The organism is Empedobacter sp. UBA5987 (assembly GCF_002429865.1).
GTDB lineage: Bacteria > Bacteroidota > Bacteroidia > Flavobacteriales > Weeksellaceae > Empedobacter > Empedobacter falsenii_B.
Genome location: NZ_DJBB01000047.1, coordinates 55,031 through 73,888, shown reverse-complemented (window position 1 = coordinate 73,888; position 18,858 = coordinate 55,031). Strand labels below are relative to the sequence as shown.

Sequence of the window (18,858 nt, the reverse complement as noted above, 5' to 3'; positions counted from 1 at the left end):
TTGTTAAAGACAGCTTAAATAATAAAATGAACGATAATTTCTCACAACAAGTAAAAGACGTTATTTCTTATAGTAAGGAAGAAGCGTTGAGATTAGGCCACGACCAAATAGGAACGGAACACCTTCTGTTGGGGATTATTCGCGACGGTGAAGGGAAAGCCATTTCTGTCTTAGAAGCATTGAATGTCGATTTAGACGAAATGCGTCAAAAAATAGAAAACCTAAACCCAGCAAAAGAAACTCCAGGTAATAATATAAAAAATTTGAGTTTGACAAAACAAGCTGAAAGAGCGTTGAAAACAACATTCTTAGAAGCAAAATTGTTTAAAAGTCCGACTGTAAATACAATTCACTTATTATTGTGTATTCTTCGTAATGAAAACGATCCGATTACAAAATTGATGAATAAGTTGGATATTGATTACAATACAGTAAAGGAAGAATTCAAATTTCAATTTCAAGATGAGGAAATTCAATCTCCTCGTGCAGAAAATCCATCTTTTGATGGAGGTGATTCTGATAACGATTTTGAGCGTGCGTCTACAAGTAAACCTACTTCGAAAAGTAAAACGCCAGTTTTAGATAATTTTGGACGAGATTTAACAGCGATTGCGCAAGAAGGAAAATTAGATCCTGTAGTTGGACGCGAAAAAGAAATAGAACGTGTTTCGCAAATTCTTTCTCGTCGTAAAAAGAACAATCCATTGTTAATTGGAGAGCCAGGTGTTGGTAAATCTGCAATTGCAGAAGGTTTAGCGTTAAGAATTGTACAACGTAAAGTTTCGCGCGTATTGTTCAACAAACGTGTGGTAACATTAGATTTAGCATCATTAGTTGCCGGAACTAAATATCGTGGACAATTTGAAGAGCGTATGAAAGCAATCATGAATGAATTAGAGAAAAATGATGATATTATTCTTTTCATTGATGAGTTACATACAATTGTTGGAGCAGGAGGAGCTACGGGTTCTTTAGACGCTTCTAACATGTTCAAACCTGCTTTGGCGCGTGGTGAATTACAATGTATTGGAGCAACAACGTTGGACGAATATCGTCAATATATTGAAAAAGATGGTGCATTAGTTCGTCGTTTTCAAAATGTGATGGTTGAACCAACAACTCCAGAAGAAACATTACAGATTTTACATAATATCAAAGATAAGTATGAAGCGCATCATAATGTAAATTATACAGATGAAGCGTTGCAAGCTTGTGTAAATTTGACAACACGTTATATTACAGATCGTTTCTTGCCAGATAAAGCGATTGATGCTTTAGATGAAGCGGGTTCTCGCGTGCATATCAAGAATATAAAAGTTCCTCAAGAAATTTTAGATCTTGAAGCAAAATTAGAAGAAGTTCGCGAAGAGAAAACGAAAGTTGTAAAATCTCAAAAATACGAAGAAGCTGCTCGTTTACGTGATTCAGAGAAACAAATAGAAAGTGATTTGAAACGTGAGCAAGCAAAATGGGTACAAGAATCGAAAGAGAATCGTGAAACAGTTACAGAAGAAAATGTAGCGGAAGTTGTTTCGTTGATGTCTGGCGTTCCTGTACATCGTGTAGCTGAAAAAGAATTGAAAAAATTAGCTCAGATGAATGAGTTAATGAAAGGAAAAGTAATTGGTCAAGATGAAGCGGTAACGAAAGTTGTGAAAGCAATTCAGCGTAATCGTGCAGGATTGAAAGATCCAAATAAACCAATTGGTTCATTCATTTTCTTAGGAACTACGGGTGTTGGTAAAACACAATTAGCGAAAGTTTTGGCGAAAGAAATCTTTGATTCTAACGATGCATTAATTCGTATCGATATGTCTGAATACATGGAGAAATTTGCCGTATCTCGCTTAGTTGGGGCACCTCCAGGCTATGTTGGTTACGAAGAAGGTGGACAATTAACAGAAGCAGTTCGTCGTAAACCATATGCAGTAATCTTATTAGATGAGATTGAGAAAGCACATCCAGATGTATTCAATATTTTATTACAAATTTTGGATGATGGTCATGTAACAGATAGTTTAGGTCGTAAAGTTGATTTCCGTAATACGATTATCATTTTAACGTCTAACATTGGTACAAGACAATTGAAAGAGTTTGGAGATGGTGTCGGATTTGGAACTTCATCTAAGAAAGATTCTGCTGATGAACGCGCAAAATCAACAATTGAAACAGCTCTAAAACGTGCTTTCGCGCCAGAATTTTTGAATCGTATTGATGATATTATCTTCTTTAATTCATTAACAAAAGAAGATATCATGAAAATTATCGATATTGAATTGGCAAGTTTAATAGAGCGTTTAACAGCTTTAAATTATCATATTGAATTAACAGAGGAAGCGAAGAATTTTATCGCAGACAAAGGATTTGATAAAGATTATGGAGCTCGTCCGTTGAAACGTGCTATTCAGAAATACATCGAAGATCCAATGGCAGAAGAAATCATCAACGCTGTAATTAGTGAAGGAGATGAATTAATCCTTGACTTAAATGAAGCAAAAGATGGCGTTAAAATTTCTGTAAAAGGAAAAACGAAAGAAGAAAAATCAGAATAATTTCTAAGTTTCTATAATAGAAAGGCTTGAACAAAAATGTTCAAGCCTTTTTTATTTCGGTAACTTTTGCCGTACATTTGCGCTCAGCAAGCCACTTTGTCGCTTCATGTATGTGAAGAGGAAAGTCCGGGCTCCAAAGAGTAAGCATAGCGGGTAACGCCCGTCCGTCGAGAGGCGAGGACAAGTGCAACAGAAAGTATGTACAGTTCGGCTGTAGTGAAACCAGGTAAACTCTATGCGGAGCAATGCCATGTATACCAGCAGTTAAGAGCTACTCGTTCGTTGCTGGGGGGTAGGCAGATTGATATTTTAGGTAACTAAAATACTAGATAAATGACAAAGCATCTTGATTTATTAAGGTGACAGAACCCGGCTTATCGGCTTGCTTTTTTCTATTTTTTGAAGTAAAGACTAAATAATTCTGATGTATTAGAACAATCGTTTTTCTTCAAAATATTTCTTCGATGCGTGTCAATAGTATGTTTACTTAAGCCAATTGCATCAGCAATATCCTGACTTGTGTAGCCTTTGATCAGAAACTCGATAATCTCCGTTTCTTTTTTTGTAAGTTGTAAAGATGAATTTGTTTTTGAATTAAGAAGATTATTCAATCCATCTTTGATGTTGTAAATATGCATAATAGGCTTTCCTCCAACCTTTATTTGTGTGATGTCAGTCGCTAAACAAAAAACTCGATTTGGTAAAAAATTTTTACTTAATTCGTAAAAGAAATGTTGCAAATGAATTTGATGAATTTCTCTTTTTTTATCTATCACACGAAAATCATAAGTAAATTTATAATTCATTCTTTCTTCAGGGACAATTTCCATACTAAAATTTGCAATTCGTTGCTGAATATCAATCACATGTTGCAAATCATCGGGATGTACCATTTGAACACATAGTTCAGCTGTATATTCGTCAGGAAGATAACCCAAAATATCTTCGCATTGAGGAGAAACATATTCGAATGTTGCAGAATTAGGATTGATGAAATACATAAAAGATTCACCAAGTGCAAGACTTCTTAAAGTTTGTAAATAATCATTAATTGATTGAAACTCTCATTTTTTTCGTTTAAGGTTCTACGATCTGTATTTTCACTCCATAGTTTTTTTACAATACTTGCATATTCAGTAATAGATTTTTGATTTGCTTTTTTCATATGCTTACAAGTAAAAGTTAATAAAATACCATTAAATGAGTATTTTTTAAGTTAGTAATATAAACTAATTTTGCAAAATATATATAGGATTAAAGCAGTTTTGCTTTTTTCAACCAACCTATTTTATATTTAACCTATAAAAAAAGGAGCTAAATTTTTTAGCTCCTTTTTAATATTATGATGGAATTAAAGTAAAGATTTTACTTTCTCGATTACAGCAGTAGAATCGATTCCATATTTTTTCATTAAATCTGAAGGTGTTCCAGATTCACCGAATTTATCATTAACCGCAACAAAAGCTTGTTTTGTTGGTAATTTTTGAGCTAAAACTCTTGCAACAGATTCACCTAAGCCACCTAAAATATTATGTTCTTCAGCTGTTACAATTTTTCCTGTTTTCTTTACAGAGTTTAAGATAATTTCTTCATCTAATGGTTTGATTGTATGAATATTGATCACCTCACAAGAAATTCCTTCTTTTTCTAACTCAGCAGCAGCAACCAAAGATTCCCAAACTAAGTGACCTGTCGCAACAATTGTTACATCAGAACCTTCGTTCATTAAGATACCTTTACCAATTTCAAATTTTTGGTCAGCTGGTGTGAAAACTGGAACAGCAGGACGTCCGAAACGTAAGTAAACAGGACCTTCATATTCAGCTACTGCAATTGTAGCCGCTTTAGTTTGATTGTAATCACAAGGATTGATAACCACCATTCCTGGTAACATTTTCATCAAACCAATATCTTCTAATGTTTGGTGAGTTGCACCATCTTCTCCTAATGTTAAACCAGCGTGCGATGCAGCGATTTTTACATTTTTGTTAGAGTAAGCGATAGATTGACGAATTTGATCGTATACACGAGCTGTAGAAAACTCAGCGAAAGTTCCTGTGAAAGGAATTTTACCTCCAATTGTCAAACCTGCAGCAATTCCCATCATGTTTGCTTCAGCAATACCAATTTGGAAAAAACGCTCTGGGTTTTCTTTGATAAATTGATCCATTTTCAATGAACCAATCAAGTCAGCACACAATGCAACAACGTTAGGATTTGTTCTTCCTAACTCTGTCAATCCGTCTCCGAATCCACTACGTGTATCTTTTTTTTCTGTGTATGTTAAGTCTATCATTGTTTTTGTTTTTTGTATTCGTTTTTGTATTTTTCTACTTCTGTTTTTTCATCAAATTGATAAATAAAATCATTTGGCGAAACATTAATTTCTTCTTCCTCTTCAGCGCTCTTTTTGATCCATTTTTCTAAGGTTTCAACATTTTCTAACACAATATTTTGTTCAACTCTATAAATCAAGCCTTTCAAATTTAGTTCAGAATTGATAAACGGAACGGTGTTGATGTTAGAATTTGTATCGATGCAAATTTCTGTACCATTGTCGTTGTCATTATCTTTTCTGAAAATGTTATACACTTCACATTGTTTATTTAGAATCGTTTCTTTTTGACCAGTTCTATTCGCAACATAACTATTTCCGATTGCGGAATTTGTTAAACTTGGATTATTAGTCGCTAAAAAAGAATTTCCTAATAAATCTTTTGTGCCTTCGAAATCAATTTTAAAAACCTTCGGATTTTCTTCTTCGCTGTAAACAGAATACATATTGTCGTTTACTTTTAATGAAGCGAAGTTTCCCATCGGTGTTCGCGTAATCATCAAATGTGCTTTGTAATCTTTGGTTGATAAAATGTCCAAAAAATCTGAATAGAAATCACTTTTGATACGATATTGAATAACGTTTTCAAATTTATACGATTGCATTTGAGCAAAAGTTAAACTTGTAAAAAGCGTTAATATAAAACTGATTGATTTTTTCATTATCGATGTATTTTGATCAATATTAATCCAAAGAATTCAAGAAAGTAGTTAACTTATCTTTGTCTTCTTTTTTCAGTTTATCATATTTATTATTGATTTCTAAAATACTTTTTCTCATTGCATCAATTGTTCCCGAAAGACCAACACTTCCACTTTGATAAATGTATAAATCGCACACTTGTCCTACATAATTGTAAACCAAATTTCCTAAATCTTTATCTGTAAAAGTTGGAATTTTAGCTTTCAAATTTTTGCAATGTTCTGGTGCAACTTTCATGAAATCTTGAACGTCTGGATTGTCGATTGCTAAATCGATTTTGCTAATATCTGTCGTTTTGTAAGCAGATGTATAAGGATCATAATATTCGGCTAAACTAACTTCTGTTGCAGCAACAGCAGAATCTACTGCTACAGCCGCTTCATCATAATCTGTTGAAACTTCTGTTAATTTAAACTTTTTAGCATCATCGAAATACGTTTTGAAAAGGTTATTTAATTCTTTTACTTCGCTTTTGTTTGCTAATTTATTCTTTTTGAATTGTTTTACCAATTGATTTGTAGAGCCTTGCGCAGCTGCTAAAGCTTTAGGACGCTCGATATCAGGATTTCCATCATAATCGCTATCATTATAAATCAAGCTATAATTTAATGAAGCAACAGTCCCAAAAAGACTATTTACGTTATCACTTTCTGATGTTTGATAATTGTAATAATTAACAATAGGATCCTCGTAACGATTGTCCGGAGAATAAGCTGCTGCTTCCGCTGCATAAGCTGTATCTACAGACGACATCATGTTCTCGTATTCTTGTTTCTTTTTTGCCAATTCGTTGGTAAAACTTTCGATTTCTTTTTTCTCATCAAAAGTTACTTTTACGTTAGAATTTGCAATATTTTGAATCGTTAATCCATTAAAATCTCCTGCGTCATATCGTATCAAAAGTCCTTTCAGTTTTGTTTGAGGAAACATAATAGCAACGTTATTAATTGCATTTTTTTCATCAACACATAATGTAGAAGATTTTGTTTCGAAATCTGTTTTAGATGTTAATTCGTATTCATTACACTTATATCCATTGATCGTTGTAGATGAATTTAGATTTTTAACTGAAATAAATTTCTCGAACAAATTATCCGAATAAGGTTTTAAACTATCATCCGACATGCCTTCATAATAATAAGGTGCTTTTATCGATAATTGATTTTCTAATGAATTGGCATAGACTTCGAAAAACTTGCTGTTGTTGATAAAGAAAGCATCTTTATTAAAGCTTCCTGAAGTGTAAGGACCTCCTTCCGAAGTTCCTAAAACAGCGTCTTTAGAAATATAGGTTACAAAAAATAAATCTTTTTGACCATCTAAATAAGTCTGATATTCTTCTGGTAAATTGATTTTATACGATACTTTTTTGTCAAAAGAATATGTTTTTTCCTGGCCAAAGGCTGTCAAAGAACAAAGCGTAATTATAGAATAAAATAACGTTTTCATAGTATTTTGGTTGTATTGAAATTATTAATAATCTGTCAATTCAGTTTCTGGATTTTGCTCTAATGCAGATGCTAATTGCTCGTCGTTAGGTGCTTTTCCGTGCCAAGAGTGACTTCCCATCATGTAATCAACTCCATTACCCATTTCTGTGTGTAATAAAATTGAAACTGGTTTTCCGTTTCCTGTTAATGTTTTAGCTTCTTCTAAAATAGCAATTACTTTTTCTAAGTTATTTCCATCTTTTTCTTCTAAAACAATCCATCCAAAAGCTTCTAATTTAGCTTTCAAATCACCTAAAGGTAAAACGTGGTCTGTATCACCATCAATTTGACGACCATTGTAGTCAATCGTTGCAATTACATTATCCACTTTTTTACCAGCAGCATACATAAAAGCTTCCCAAACTTGACCTTCTTGTAATTCACCATCACCGTGTAATGTGTAAACTAATTTATCGTCGTTGTTTAATTTTTTTGCTTGCGCAGCACCTAAAGCAACAGATAAACCTTGTCCTAAAGAACCAGAAGCGATACGAATTCCAGGTAAACCTTCGTGTGTTGTTGGGTGACCTTGTAAACGAGAGTCTAATTTTCTGAATGTAGCTAATTCGCTAACTGGGAAAAATCCCGAACGAGCCAATGTGCTGTAGAAAACTGGTGAAATGTGACCGTTTGATAAGAAGAATAAATCTTCTCCTTTTCCGTCCATAGAGAAGTCAGTAGAGTAAGTCATGATTTTACCGTATAATGCAGCAAAATATTCTGCACAACCTAATGATCCACCTGGGTGTCCACTATTTACGGCATGTACCATTCTCAAAATATCTCTCCTTGTTTGTTGTACTTGTGTTTGAAGTTCTTGAAGTGTCATTGTTTGTTTATAAAAATTTGAACAAAAATAATCCTTTTTTGTAGGGCAAAAAAATCGTAGAACATAAATCACTACAATTGGGGAGGAGATTTTTTAGTTGTAATTTTTTATGGTTTAGTTTAGTAATCAAAGTATTAATATTAAATTTGTTGTAAATCAAACTTTAATTCATGTCAACAAAAGATATTTTTATTATTGAAACTGAAACTTCTGAAGAAGCAAAGGCACTGAAAGCTTTTGTGAAAGCAATGAAGTTGAAAATGATTAAGACAAAAAAAGAAGAAGTTTATTTGAATTTGGAAGAAGCTGTTGAGGAATATAAATTGATTAAAGAAAAAAAACTGAAAGGTATTTCTGCGAAAGATTTATTGGATGAATTATAATGTAGTTGCTGTTCCAAGTTTTGTTAAATCTTTGAAAAGATTAATCAAAAAATATCCTTCTTTGAAAGATGATTTTCGTGATTTTATAAATAATTTGGAGTTAAATCCTGAACAAGGAACGTTGTTGAGTAATAATTGTTTCAAAATTAGAATTGCAATAAAATCTAAAGGAAAAGGAAAAAGTGGTGGAGCGAGAATTATTACGCATGTAGTTATTGAAGAAGAAAAGGTTTATCTACTTTCAATCTATGATAAAAGCGAGCAGATTTCTGTTACAGATAAAGAATTGAGAAAATTACTTGAAAATTTAAAATAAAAAAGACGAAGTTTAACTTCGTCTTTTTTATTTATTCTTCTTCCATATGCCATTCGCCACGGTGAGGTATCAAAGCGTCACGAACTTGTATCATTTCAGATTCTACTACCACCAAATAAGCAACTGCATATTCTGGCTCAACCTCTACAAATTCAGAAAATGTACTTTGTAACTTTTCTTTTTCTGCGTATTGTTTCAGGTGAATTGCATGATGTTTTGCAGTTGGTATAGCATCGGGACCATAAAAATCCCAGATTAATTTTAATTTCTTTTCCATACTTATATTTTATCAAAAGAAGTTTTAATTCCTTTTATTAAAGCTGAACTAAATCCTTGATGTTCCATTTCATTTAATCCAGCAATCGTACAACCTTTTGGTGTCGTCACTTTATCAATTTCTTGTTCTGGGTGCAAACCGTTTTCTATTAATAATTCAGCAGCTCCTTTTACAGTTTGTGTTACAATTTTTGTTGCAGTTTGTGTGTCAAATCCAATTTCAATACCACCCTGAATCATTGCTCTTATAAATCGTAAAACATAAGCAATTCCGCAAGCGCCAATTACAGTTGCTGCATTCATCAATTCCTCATTTATAACAACTGTTTCGCCAATTGGATTGAAAATCGTTTTGATTTCATCAAGAATGTTTTCATCTTTCGAATTTCCACAAATACAAGTAATCGATTCTTCTACAGAAGCAGCCGTATTAGGCATTGCTCTAAAAATTGACATTCCTTGCGGTAAAATGTTTTGATACGTTTGCAATGAAATTCCTGTTGCAACTGAAATTAATATTTTGTTGGTCGTAAAATCATCTTTTAATTGTGTCAAAACTTCTTCCACTTTGTACGGTTTTACACACAACAGAATATAATCAGCATCTTTTACAGCAAAATGATTATCATTTGTAATCGTTACACCAAGCTTTTTAAGATGTTCAATTTGATTCAAATTATTTCTTGTAGCGATAATTTGATTTGGATCGAATGCTTTATTCTTAATTAAACCCTCTGTTATAGAAATTCCTAAATTTCCTGCTCCAATAATGGCGATTTTTTTCATAGTTGTAGAGTGTTAATTGTTCTGATTATGAATGAATAATTGTTTCTTTTTGACGATTAGAACTTACCAACCATAGACCGATAAAAGTTAATAAACCATTCAGAATGATTAATTCAACACCAATTTTGTAATCGGTAAAATTAATCACTAATTCGTTGATGATATAGGTGAAAATAGGTGCTAAAATCGCAACTGTAATAATTGAATATTTTTTGTAAATGTTACGTTTCGTTAAAATTCCGAAAGCAAATAATCCCAATAAAGGTCCGTATGTATAACCTGCAATTTCCATCACAAGATAAACAATTGATTTGTTGTTAATCATTTTGAAAACCATAATCAAGATAAAGAAAACTACCGTGAAAATTAAGTGAACACGAATACGAATCTTTTTCTTTTCTTTTTCTGATTTTTCTTTGTCCTCGTTGATGTTTAATAAATCGACACAATATGAACTTGTAACTGCTGTTAAAGCTCCGTCAGCAGAAGGAAATAAAGCAGAAATTAATCCGATAATAAAAATCACAGAAATAATCATTGGGAAATGATGTCCTAAAAGCGAAAGTGCAGGAAACATATCATCACCCATAATATTTTGTCCACCTTGTTCCATAAAGAAACCGTCAGCAGTATAAAAACCACCTTCACTCATTGCGTATAAATAAAGCAATCCACCCAAAAATAGGAACGCTAAATTCACAATCAATAATGTTCCAGCGAACGTCAACATATTCTTTTTTGAGTTTTGAAGATTATCAACCGAAATATTTTTTTGCATCATTTCTTGGTCAAGACCAGTCATAGCTATTGTGATAAACATTCCGCCTAAAATAGTTTTTAAGAAATAAGTTTTCGAATTTGGATCAAGATTAATGAAATGGGTATAGTTTTTGGCTTGCATCCTATCGTAAGCTTCACCAACAGATAAATTAAGATGCGAAAGGATAAACCAAATACAAGCAATCAAGCTAATGATCATAAATGATGTTTGCAAGGTGTCGGTTACGACAATTGTTTTTACTCCACCTTCGAACGTGTATAATAATATCATCAATAATAAGACAAATGTTGTTGCCCAAAATGGTACGCCTAAATTGTCTAATAAAAATATTTGTAACACATTTACAACTAAATATAAACGTGCTGTTGCGCCAATTCCACGAGAAATAATAAAGAAAACCGATCCCATTTTATGTGCTTCAACATTGAAACGCTTTCCTAAATAGGTGTAAATCGAGGTCAGATTCATTCGGTAATAGAGCGGAAGTAATACGCCAGCGACGATAAAATAACCAAGAAAAAATCCGATTACCATCATATAATACTCGAATCCTCCGTAAATATATTCGGAACCAGTTAATTTTCCGACCGTTCCTGGAACTGATATAAAGGTAACGCCACTAAGACTTGTCCCAATCATTCCGAAAGCCACCAACCACCATTTACTTTTTTTGTTTCCGTTAAAAAAAGATTGATTGTCAGAATTTCGACTGGTGAAGTAAGAGATCACTAAAAGTCCTACAAAGTATACGATAACACAAAGTAGTAAAATTGTTGAGTTCATAATTTATTTAGTAAATAAGCCCAAATTTAATATTTTTGAGTGAATGATGATAGATTAATTTTCCGAAGATAAAATTGTAAATTTGTTGTCTATAATTTTTTGAACGAATGAATTACCCAAGCAAGGTTTTAGAGCGAGCTGTAGAAGAGATGTCAAATTTGCCAGGAATAGGAAAGAGAACAGCTTTGCGACTTGTTTTACATATGCTAAATCGTCCCAAATCTCAAACGACAGCTTTATCCGAAGCGCTTTCTCATTTGGTGGATGATGTTAAATATTGTCAACATTGTCATACGATTTCTGATGATGAGATTTGTGATATTTGCAATAATCCATTGCGAGAAGAAACTATAATTTGTGTGGTAGAAGATGTACGCGATGTGATGGCAATTGAAAACACAGGACAATTTAAAGGACAATATCACGTTTTAGGAGGAAAGATTTCTCCAATGGAAGGCATTGGACCTGGTCAATTGAATATTCAAACTTTGGTAGATCGTGTTCAAAATGAAAATGTAAAGGAAATAATCTTTGCTTTAAGTTCTACAATGGAAGGAGATACAACTGTTTTTTACTTGTATCGACAATTAAAGAATGCCGAAATTATTTTTTCGACCATTGCACGAGGTCTTGGTGTAGGAGATGAGTTAGAATATGCAGACGAAGCGACGTTGGTTCGTTCTATACAACATCGAATCCCATATTCAGAAAATAAATTTTAAAATGAAATTATCGATAATTATTGTTAGTTATAATGCGCCAAAACATTTAGAGCTTTGTCTTGATTCGTGTCAGGAGGCTTTAAAAAATGTAGATGGCGAAATAATTGTAATTGATAATAATTCATCGGAAATTGATTTTACATTCCTAAAAAAAACTTTTCCTACTGTAAACTTTTTACTTCAAAAAGAGAATCTTGGTTTTGCAAAAGCGAATAATATTGGGGTTGAGAATGCTTTGGGAGAATATATTCTGATTCTTAATCCAGATACAATTATTCCAGAGAATTTATTCGAATCTTTGATTGAATTTCATCAGTCAAAAGAAAAAATAGGTTTTGTGGGAGTACGAATGATAGATACAAACGGAAATTTTCATCCAGAATCAAAACGTAATATTCCGACAGCTAAAAATTCATTTTCTAAGTTGTATAGTCGATTTAATCATTCAAAGAAAAATAATTATTACAAATTAGAAGTTGATGAATTTGAAATTGCTCCTTGCGAAATTTTAGTTGGTGCTTTTATGTTCACCACGAAGAAAATCTATCAGGAAATTGGAGGATTTGATCCACGTTATTTTATGTATGGAGAAGATATAGATTTGTCTTTTAGTGCAGAATTGGCTGGTTATAAAAATTATTATAAAGGAGATATAACGGTTTTACATTACAAGGGAGAAAGTACGAAAAAAGATAAAAAATATTATAAACATTTTTTTGAAGCCATGATGATTTTCTTAGCAAAATATTATCAAAAAAATTGGTTGCATTATCAACTTTTACGTTCGGGAATTTTGATTAAATATTTAATTCAATTATTTAAATTTTCTTTACATTCACCTAATAATACTTCTAAAATAGAAGTAAAAGCAGAAAATTTATTTTGGATTGATAAGAAATCAGATTTCAAATCTTTATCAAATAATGAAATTGCAATTGATGCAAGTTTTTTTACTTATCAAGAGATATTATCAATCATTTCTGAAAACAACTCTTCTTCACGTTCATTTTATATTCGCCCTAAAAATAAAAATTATTTAATAGGTGATGATAAACTGATTATAAATCTATAAAAACAAAAAAAGCTGAATCTTAATGACCAGCTTTTACAGTATCTTTTTTCTCAACTTTCGGAGTTTCTACAGTTTTTGTAGAATCTTTTACTTCCTCATGTTTTTCTTCAACAGCTTCTTCATGTTTTGCATGACCTTCGTGAGCAGCTTCAGACTTGTGGTGCATTTCTTCAGCAGTAGCTGGTTCGTGAACTACAGGAAGTACACCATGGTTTACACCTGCTTTAGAGTTACAAGATGTAGCAAATGCAGCAACAGCTACTAAAAGAATTAATTTTTTCATGACGTACAAAATTTATTGTATGAATATATTGTTATAATTGTTTTGACAAAATTAGTTAAAAACATTGAGTTCAACTAACTGATTTATTTCAATTGTGCAATTTTCTGAATTCCACCTTTTGTTTTATCTCCAACCTTTACATTGATTTCAGTATCAAGTGGTAAAAAGATATCTACACGAGATCCGAATTTGATAAAACCATATTCTTTACCAGCAACAGCTGTATCATTCTCTTTACTGTAGCAAACAATTCTTCTCGCAACAGCACCAGCAATTTGTCTAAAAAGAACTTTTGTATGATCTGTATTTTCTACAACAACAGTTGTTCTTTCGTTTAACTCTGATGATTTAGGATGAAATGCTACCAAAAATTTCCCTGGATGATATTTAGAATAAATAACCTTACCATTCACAGGATAACGTGTTACGTGTACATTAAGTGGCGTCATGAAAATAGATAATTGAATACATTTTTGATTCAAAAATTCACTTTCATATACTTCTTCTAATACAACTACTTTTCCATCTACCGGCGCAATAACACAATTTTCAGATGAATCTGATTCACGAATTGGATTTCTAAAAAACCAAACGACAAATCCATAAAGAATCCATAATGGTAAAGCGAATAAAAGACCATAAACAGGAAAAAAGTAATGTAATACTCCTGTAGCGATTGCAAATAAAATTAAGCAACCTATCAAAATTGCAGTTCCTTCTCTGTGAAGTTTCATAAAGTATATACTAATAAATAATATAAATAAACAAATGGTGTGACAAATATAAAACTATCTAATCGATCTAAAAAACCACCATGACCCGGAATTAAATTGCTGCTGTCTTTTACATTGAAAAAACGTTTCAATTTAGATTCTGTTAAGTCACCTAAAGGTCCTAATGCAGCAACGATTAAACCTATAATCATCCAATTACCATGTAAGTTTTCTCCAAAATATTTCTGAATAAAAAATCCAGTTAATAAAGTGAAAATAATTCCACCAAAAAAGCCTTCCCACGTTTTAGCTCCAGAAATTTTTGGTGCTAATTTGTGTTTTCCGATTAAGTTTCCTGTTAAATAAGCAAATGTATCGCTGCACCAAAGTAATAAGAAAACAAAAAATACTTCGTAGTGCATTACTTTTTCACCTAAACTATAATCAAAACTTGGTAGAGTAAGTGCAATAGCGAAAGGAGCGATGACGTAGGTTAAACCTAAAGTAGCTTTACCAAAATCATTCAATAACTCATTTGTTGATTTGAAAATAACATAAATACTAAAAATAAATAAAACAGGTATAATGAAATATAAACTTCGTAAATAAAAATAGTAGTGATTTGTAGTTTCAAAGGCTTGTAAAAACTCTTTCCCATAATATCCAAATACAACTAAAGCAGCTAAAAGTGAACCTAATTGATAAAGTTTATTGGTAAGATTGGTGATTTTAAAGAATTCGTACAAACAAAAAAGTCCAAAAACCATCATTAAAACGATTAAACCTTTTGGATGTATTGTTGTTCCGAAAAATATTACAAGTGCATAAATAAGTCCCGAAAATGCTCTAATTGCTAAATTTTTCATAGCTATTCTTCAACCAATAACAAATAAATATTCTTCGCATTCTGTATATTAGGAAATTTGTGCATGTTTTTCCCTCGAATAGAAGTTATTTTAGATGGTAGGTTGTCTTTTTTTAATGTTCGTAATTTCTGTAATGCCGCTCCCACATTTTCTACTAATTGCGATGGGCGTGCATAGATAATAAAATTTGATGGAAAATCATCTATATTTCTTCCACAAGTTTGATGTGCAGATAACATAATACTACCATCAAAGGCAATTAAGAACTCGCAACTAAGAAAACTAAGCGTGTAACGAGAATCGCAAGGATTAACTACAAACGGGATTTGATTAGTTGTTAACATCTCTTGAAGCTTTGGATCAAGACAAATTAACTCAGTTACATTTTCGTAATTGACAATCTCTTTAAGGTTTTTAGAAGCCTCCTCTATATTATCACAAAATAAAAAATGTCCACCACCTACATTAAAGTTTGTAGCAAATACTTCATCCATAGAAATCTTTTGGTCAGCATAATTCGGATGAAATAAATCAATGTGATTATCATCTGAATTCTCTGCTGATTTTTCAGTAGCTTTTTTAAGTAGGTTTTTAATTGCTTTCCACATGAAAACTCATGATTTTATATGAAATTAATCAATTACAGCCTAAAGGTAATAAATTTTAACAATATAATAAGAAGTAAAAAAAAAATCGTCCAAATAGGACGATTTTTTCTATTATTTTGAATGAATTTGATTAAATATCATTTCCAGATTCTGGTTGAACAACTTGTTCTGAACCAGCTTCTATAGCTTCCTCTTGTTTTTCTTCGATTTGATCTAATTCGTTTACAAATTTTCTTGGTCCGAAAATTTCTTCCAAATCTTCTCTAAAGATCACCTCTTTCTCAATTAATTTTTGAGCTAAAACATCTAATTGATCGCGATGTTCACGTAAAATATCTTTTGCTCTATCATATTGAGCTTCGATCATTGTTTTTACCTCTTTATCAATTACCTGAGCAGTTTGTTCTGAATAAGGCTTGCTGAAGCCATACTCATTTTGTCCAGATGAATCGTAATAAGAAACATTACCAACTTCTTTGTTCAATCCGTAAATACTAACCATTGCAGAAGCTTGTTTTGTAACTTTTTCCAAATCACTTAATGCACCTGTAGAAATATTATTGAAAACAACTTCCTCAGCAGCACGACCACCCATTGTCATACACATTTCGTCTAACAATTGTTCTGTCGTTGTAATTTGTCTTTCTTCTGGCAAATACCAAGCGGCACCTAACGAACGTCCACGAGGAACGATAGTTACTTTAACTAATGGCGCAGCGTGTTCTGTTAACCAACCAATTGTAGCGTGACCAGCTTCGTGATAAGCGATACGTTTTTTCTCAGAAGGTTTAATCACTTTACTTTTCTTCTCTAATCCACCAATAATACGGTCAACAGCATCTAAAAAGTCTTGTTTTTCTACGACTTCTTTGTTTTTACGAGCAGCAACTAAAGCGGCTTCATTACAAACATTGAAAATATCTGCACCAGAGAAACCTGGCGTTTGTTTTGCTAAAAATTCGATTTCAACATCTTCACCTAATTTTAATGGACGTAAGTGAACGGCGAAGATTTCTTTACGTTCGTTTAATTCAGGTAAATCAACATGAATAATACGGTCAAAACGACCTGGACGCATCAATGCTTTATCCAATACATCAGCACGGTTCGTTGCAGCAATCACAATTACGTTAGATTCTGTTCCGAAACCATCCATTTCTGTTAATAATTGGTTTAATGTATTTTCGCGTTCATCATTAGAACCTGTAAAGTTTGATTTTCCACGTGCGCGACCAATGGCATCAATCTCATCAATAAAGATAATTGAAGGAGATTTTTCTTTTGCATTTTTGAATAAGTCACGTACACGAGATGCACCAACCCCCACAAACATTTCTACGAAATCTGATCCTGATAATGAGAAGAAAGGAACTTTTGCTTCTCCAGCAACAGCTTTTGCTAATAAGGTTTTACCTGTACCTGGAGGTCCTACTAATAAGGCTCCTTTTGGGATACGTCCACCTAATTTTGTAAATTTTTCTGGATGTTTCAAGAATTCAACGATTTCTTCGATTTCTTCTTTTGCACCTTCTAAACCTGCAACATCTTTGAAAGTTGTTTTGATATGATCATCACCTTCAAATAATTTCGCTTTCGATTTTCCGACAGAGAAAATTCCTCCGCCACCTCCAGCAGATCCGCCTCCGCCCATTCGTCTGAATAGTAAGAAGTAGATTAATCCGAAGAAAATCAATGAAATGAAAAGATTCATAAACAAACTTCCAAAACCATTTGAAATTTGTGTGTTAAGAACAGCCGTTTTATTTGGACTCTTTTCTACGTTAGCATAAAAATCTTTTTCAAAATTTCCAGCATCAGCAACATTGAAAATAAAGTTTGGAGCACCTGTAGCAAAAGGATTTAAAGTCTCGTTTGATTTTTTAAACTTTTTAAATTCTTCAGTATTGAGAGCTGCGTCCGTTAAATATACACTTACACGTCCTGATTCTTTTTCTAGATTGGCTTCTTTTACGTAACCTTTTTCTACATAAGAAAGGAAAGTCGTACGGTCTATATTTTTAGTAGTTCCGCCGGCACCTCCAATGTTATCAGAAAATAATAGAAAGGCAATCAGCAATAATCCAATAATGGCATATATCCATGTAGGATTAAACCCCGAAGGTTTAAAATTATTTTTTTTCAATTTTTTTTTGGTTTCAGTTATGATTAATATTCCATTTCGATACGCGTCTCTACGGCATCACCCCAAAGACTTTCGATATCGTAATATTCTCTGTATTCTTTTTGGAAAATATGGACAATAACATTAGTGTAGTCCAACAAAACCCATTGATTATTTTGCGTTCCTTCTACATGAAAAGGTCTTTCTGACATTTCTGTTTTTACAGTTCTTTCAATCGAACCTGCTAAAGCACTAACTTGTGTATTCGAGTTTCCGGTACAAATAACGAAGTATTGACAAAATGCATTTTCAATTTCGCGTAAATCTAGAATTGTAATTTCTTCTCCTTTAACATTTGTAATTCCGTCAACAATGCTATCTAGCAAGTCTTTTGTATATTGAGTATCTATCATCTTTTATTTTGTAATTCGCAAATTTAGTGAATCCTTATTAAAGTTTAAACTTTTTAAAATAACTTTAACCACTCTATAAAAATAGTAAAAAAAATGTATTTAATTAGTTTTGATTCTTTGCCTAATACGAATGAGTTCTTGGTGGATTTGTCCAAAAAAGATGCCAATAGTTGGACTGTCATACATGCTAAAAATCAAACAAAAGGAAAAGGTTACGCAGGAAATGAGTGGAAAGTTGTCGCTGGAGAAAATTTAACCTTTAGTTTTTTGCTGAAAACGGATTATAGTTTTCAAGAATTAATTTATTTTAATGAATGGATTTCGAATGTTATTTGTCTATTTTTAAAACAATTTCATCCAAAATCTAACGTAAAATGGCCAAATGATATCATTTTAAATGATAAAAAGGTTTGTGGAATTTTAATCGAAAATCATCGTTCCAATGGAATAATGAATTCTGTAATTGGAATAGGAATTAATGTCAATCAAGCTGATTTTAATCACTTACCAAAAGCAACATCTATTTATAAAGTAACTGACAAAGAATATGACATCGAGGAAATTTTGGCAGATTTAATGCATTATTTCGAAAATGAATATCCAATTTTAGAACAGAAAAATTTCGAACAAATTCATCAAACTTATTTAGATAATCTTTTTAGAAAAGATGAAATCTCACAATTTAAATTAGATGGAGTAGAAGTGGACGGAATTATTAGAGATGTAAATGAAGCGGGAAATTTACTGATCGAAATCAATCAAGCATTGCGAGAATTTAAGCACAAAGAAATCGAACTTCTTTTTTAATCCTACATAAATGGTTATT

At 32.2% G+C, this 18,858-nt stretch carries 21 protein-coding genes and 1 other RNA gene; 7 read left to right on the top strand and 15 right to left on the bottom strand.

Translation table 11 applies throughout. The features are described 5' to 3' along the window. The first annotated feature begins 26 nt into the window (after positions 1-26). Positions 27-2,552, top strand: a complete 2,526-nt coding sequence (locus tag B3J26_RS07260; RefSeq protein ID WP_125350523.1) for an ATP-dependent Clp protease ATP-binding subunit — start codon at positions 27-29, stop codon at positions 2,550-2,552. Positions 2,553-2,635: 83 nt separating this feature from the next. Beyond that, positions 2,636-2,945, top strand: an RNA gene (gene rnpB / locus B3J26_RS07255) — RNase P RNA component class A. On the opposite strand, the gene B3J26_RS07250 is transcribed toward rnpB, so the two are convergent. The 6 genes from B3J26_RS07250 to B3J26_RS07225 all read right to left on the bottom strand — a co-directional run bounded on the left by B3J26_RS07250 (position 2,945) and on the right by B3J26_RS07225 (position 7,908). After that, entirely contained in the window at positions 2,945-3,553 is a 609-nt protein-coding gene (locus tag B3J26_RS07250; protein WP_291073990.1) for a LuxR C-terminal-related transcriptional regulator, read from the bottom strand. The genes rnpB and B3J26_RS07250 overlap by 1 nt on opposite strands. Before the next feature lie 26 nt (positions 3,554-3,579). Then, positions 3,580-3,717: a hypothetical protein gene (locus B3J26_RS07245; protein WP_291073989.1), complete on the bottom strand. Its 138-nt coding sequence runs from the start codon at positions 3,715-3,717 to the stop codon at positions 3,580-3,582. Positions 3,718-3,903: 186 nt separating this feature from the next. Further along, positions 3,904-4,845, bottom strand: a complete 942-nt coding sequence (locus B3J26_RS07240; protein ID WP_185144213.1) for a transketolase family protein — start codon at positions 4,843-4,845, stop codon at positions 3,904-3,906. Further along, positions 4,845-5,549 carry a hypothetical protein gene (locus B3J26_RS07235; protein ID WP_291073987.1) on the bottom strand — a complete coding sequence of 235 codons (705 nt, stop codon included), beginning with the start codon at positions 5,547-5,549 and terminating at the stop codon, positions 4,845-4,847. Before B3J26_RS07235 ends, B3J26_RS07240 begins: the two co-directional genes overlap by 1 nt. Before the next feature lie 22 nt (positions 5,550-5,571). After that, on the bottom strand, positions 5,572-7,038 hold the full coding sequence (locus tag B3J26_RS07230) for a hypothetical protein (protein ID WP_291073985.1): 1,467 nt from the start codon (positions 7,036-7,038) through the stop codon (positions 5,572-5,574). Between the two features lie 24 nt (positions 7,039-7,062). Continuing rightward, the gene (locus B3J26_RS07225) at positions 7,063-7,908 is read right to left on the bottom strand and encodes a transketolase (protein ID WP_125350518.1); all 846 of its coding nucleotides are present in this window, start codon (positions 7,906-7,908) and stop codon (positions 7,063-7,065) included. A 170-nt stretch (positions 7,909-8,078) separates the two neighbouring features. On the opposite strand from B3J26_RS07225, the gene B3J26_RS07220 reads away from it, so the two are divergent. Then, positions 8,079-8,291: a hypothetical protein gene (locus B3J26_RS07220; RefSeq protein ID WP_280049851.1), complete on the top strand. Its 213-nt coding sequence runs from the start codon at positions 8,079-8,081 to the stop codon at positions 8,289-8,291. Continuing rightward, complete coding sequence (locus tag B3J26_RS07215; RefSeq protein WP_280049852.1) at positions 8,281-8,607, top strand: hypothetical protein; 327 nt, start codon at positions 8,281-8,283, stop codon at positions 8,605-8,607. The genes B3J26_RS07220 and B3J26_RS07215 overlap by 11 nt, the downstream gene beginning before the upstream one ends. Before the next feature lie 31 nt (positions 8,608-8,638). Here the strand turns inward: B3J26_RS07215 and B3J26_RS07210 are convergent, their stop codons facing one another. Genes B3J26_RS07210 through B3J26_RS07200 form a run of 3 tightly spaced genes read right to left on the bottom strand, consistent with a single transcriptional unit; the run spans position 8,639 to position 11,233 of the window. Then, positions 8,639-8,884: a hypothetical protein gene (locus tag B3J26_RS07210; RefSeq protein WP_280049853.1), complete on the bottom strand. Its 246-nt coding sequence runs from the start codon at positions 8,882-8,884 to the stop codon at positions 8,639-8,641. Positions 8,885-8,886: 2 nt separating this feature from the next. Next, the gene (gene proC / locus B3J26_RS07205; RefSeq protein WP_280051056.1) at positions 8,887-9,669 is read right to left on the bottom strand and encodes a pyrroline-5-carboxylate reductase; all 783 of its coding nucleotides are present in this window, start codon (positions 9,667-9,669) and stop codon (positions 8,887-8,889) included. Between the two features lie 25 nt (positions 9,670-9,694). Then, on the bottom strand, positions 9,695-11,233 hold the full coding sequence (locus tag B3J26_RS07200; protein ID WP_291073981.1) for a sodium:solute symporter: 1,539 nt from the start codon (positions 11,231-11,233) through the stop codon (positions 9,695-9,697). A 107-nt stretch (positions 11,234-11,340) separates the two neighbouring features. Between B3J26_RS07200 and recR the strand changes: the two genes are divergently transcribed. Both recR and B3J26_RS07190 read left to right on the top strand, forming a co-directional pair. Then, positions 11,341-11,955 carry a recombination mediator RecR gene (gene recR, locus B3J26_RS07195; RefSeq protein ID WP_115001603.1) on the top strand — a complete coding sequence of 205 codons (615 nt, stop codon included), beginning with the start codon at positions 11,341-11,343 and terminating at the stop codon, positions 11,953-11,955. Position 11,956: 1 nt separating this feature from the next. Further along, complete coding sequence (locus B3J26_RS07190) at positions 11,957-13,027, top strand: glycosyltransferase family 2 protein (protein WP_291073980.1); 1,071 nt, start codon at positions 11,957-11,959, stop codon at positions 13,025-13,027. 19 nt (positions 13,028-13,046) lie between these two features. Here the strand turns inward: B3J26_RS07190 and B3J26_RS07185 are convergent, their stop codons facing one another. The 6 genes from B3J26_RS07185 to rsfS form a co-directional block, all read right to left on the bottom strand. Further along, complete coding sequence (locus B3J26_RS07185; RefSeq protein ID WP_115001599.1) at positions 13,047-13,310, bottom strand: hypothetical protein; 264 nt, start codon at positions 13,308-13,310, stop codon at positions 13,047-13,049. A gap of 83 nt (positions 13,311-13,393) precedes the next feature. Then, entirely contained in the window at positions 13,394-14,044 is a 651-nt protein-coding gene (locus tag B3J26_RS07180) for a phosphatidylserine decarboxylase family protein (RefSeq protein WP_125350513.1), read from the bottom strand. Then, a complete protein-coding gene (locus tag B3J26_RS07175) occupies positions 14,041-14,889 on the bottom strand; it encodes a phosphatidate cytidylyltransferase (protein ID WP_125350512.1) in 849 nt (282 codons plus the stop codon). The genes B3J26_RS07180 and B3J26_RS07175 overlap by 4 nt, the downstream gene beginning before the upstream one ends. 2 nt (positions 14,890-14,891) lie before the next feature. Continuing rightward, complete coding sequence (locus B3J26_RS07170; RefSeq protein ID WP_291073979.1) at positions 14,892-15,497, bottom strand: hypothetical protein; 606 nt, start codon at positions 15,495-15,497, stop codon at positions 14,892-14,894. 130 nt (positions 15,498-15,627) lie between these two features. Beyond that, positions 15,628-17,640 carry an ATP-dependent zinc metalloprotease FtsH gene (gene ftsH, locus B3J26_RS07165; RefSeq protein ID WP_291073977.1) on the bottom strand — a complete coding sequence of 671 codons (2,013 nt, stop codon included), beginning with the start codon at positions 17,638-17,640 and terminating at the stop codon, positions 15,628-15,630. Between the two features lie 23 nt (positions 17,641-17,663). Then, complete coding sequence (gene rsfS / locus B3J26_RS07160; protein WP_038331822.1) at positions 17,664-18,032, bottom strand: ribosome silencing factor; 369 nt, start codon at positions 18,030-18,032, stop codon at positions 17,664-17,666. Between the two features lie 93 nt (positions 18,033-18,125). On the opposite strand from rsfS, the gene B3J26_RS07155 reads away from it, so the two are divergent. Then, positions 18,126-18,839, top strand: a complete 714-nt coding sequence (locus B3J26_RS07155) for a biotin--[acetyl-CoA-carboxylase] ligase (RefSeq protein ID WP_291073976.1) — start codon at positions 18,126-18,128, stop codon at positions 18,837-18,839. Positions 18,840-18,858: the final 19 nt, after the last annotated feature.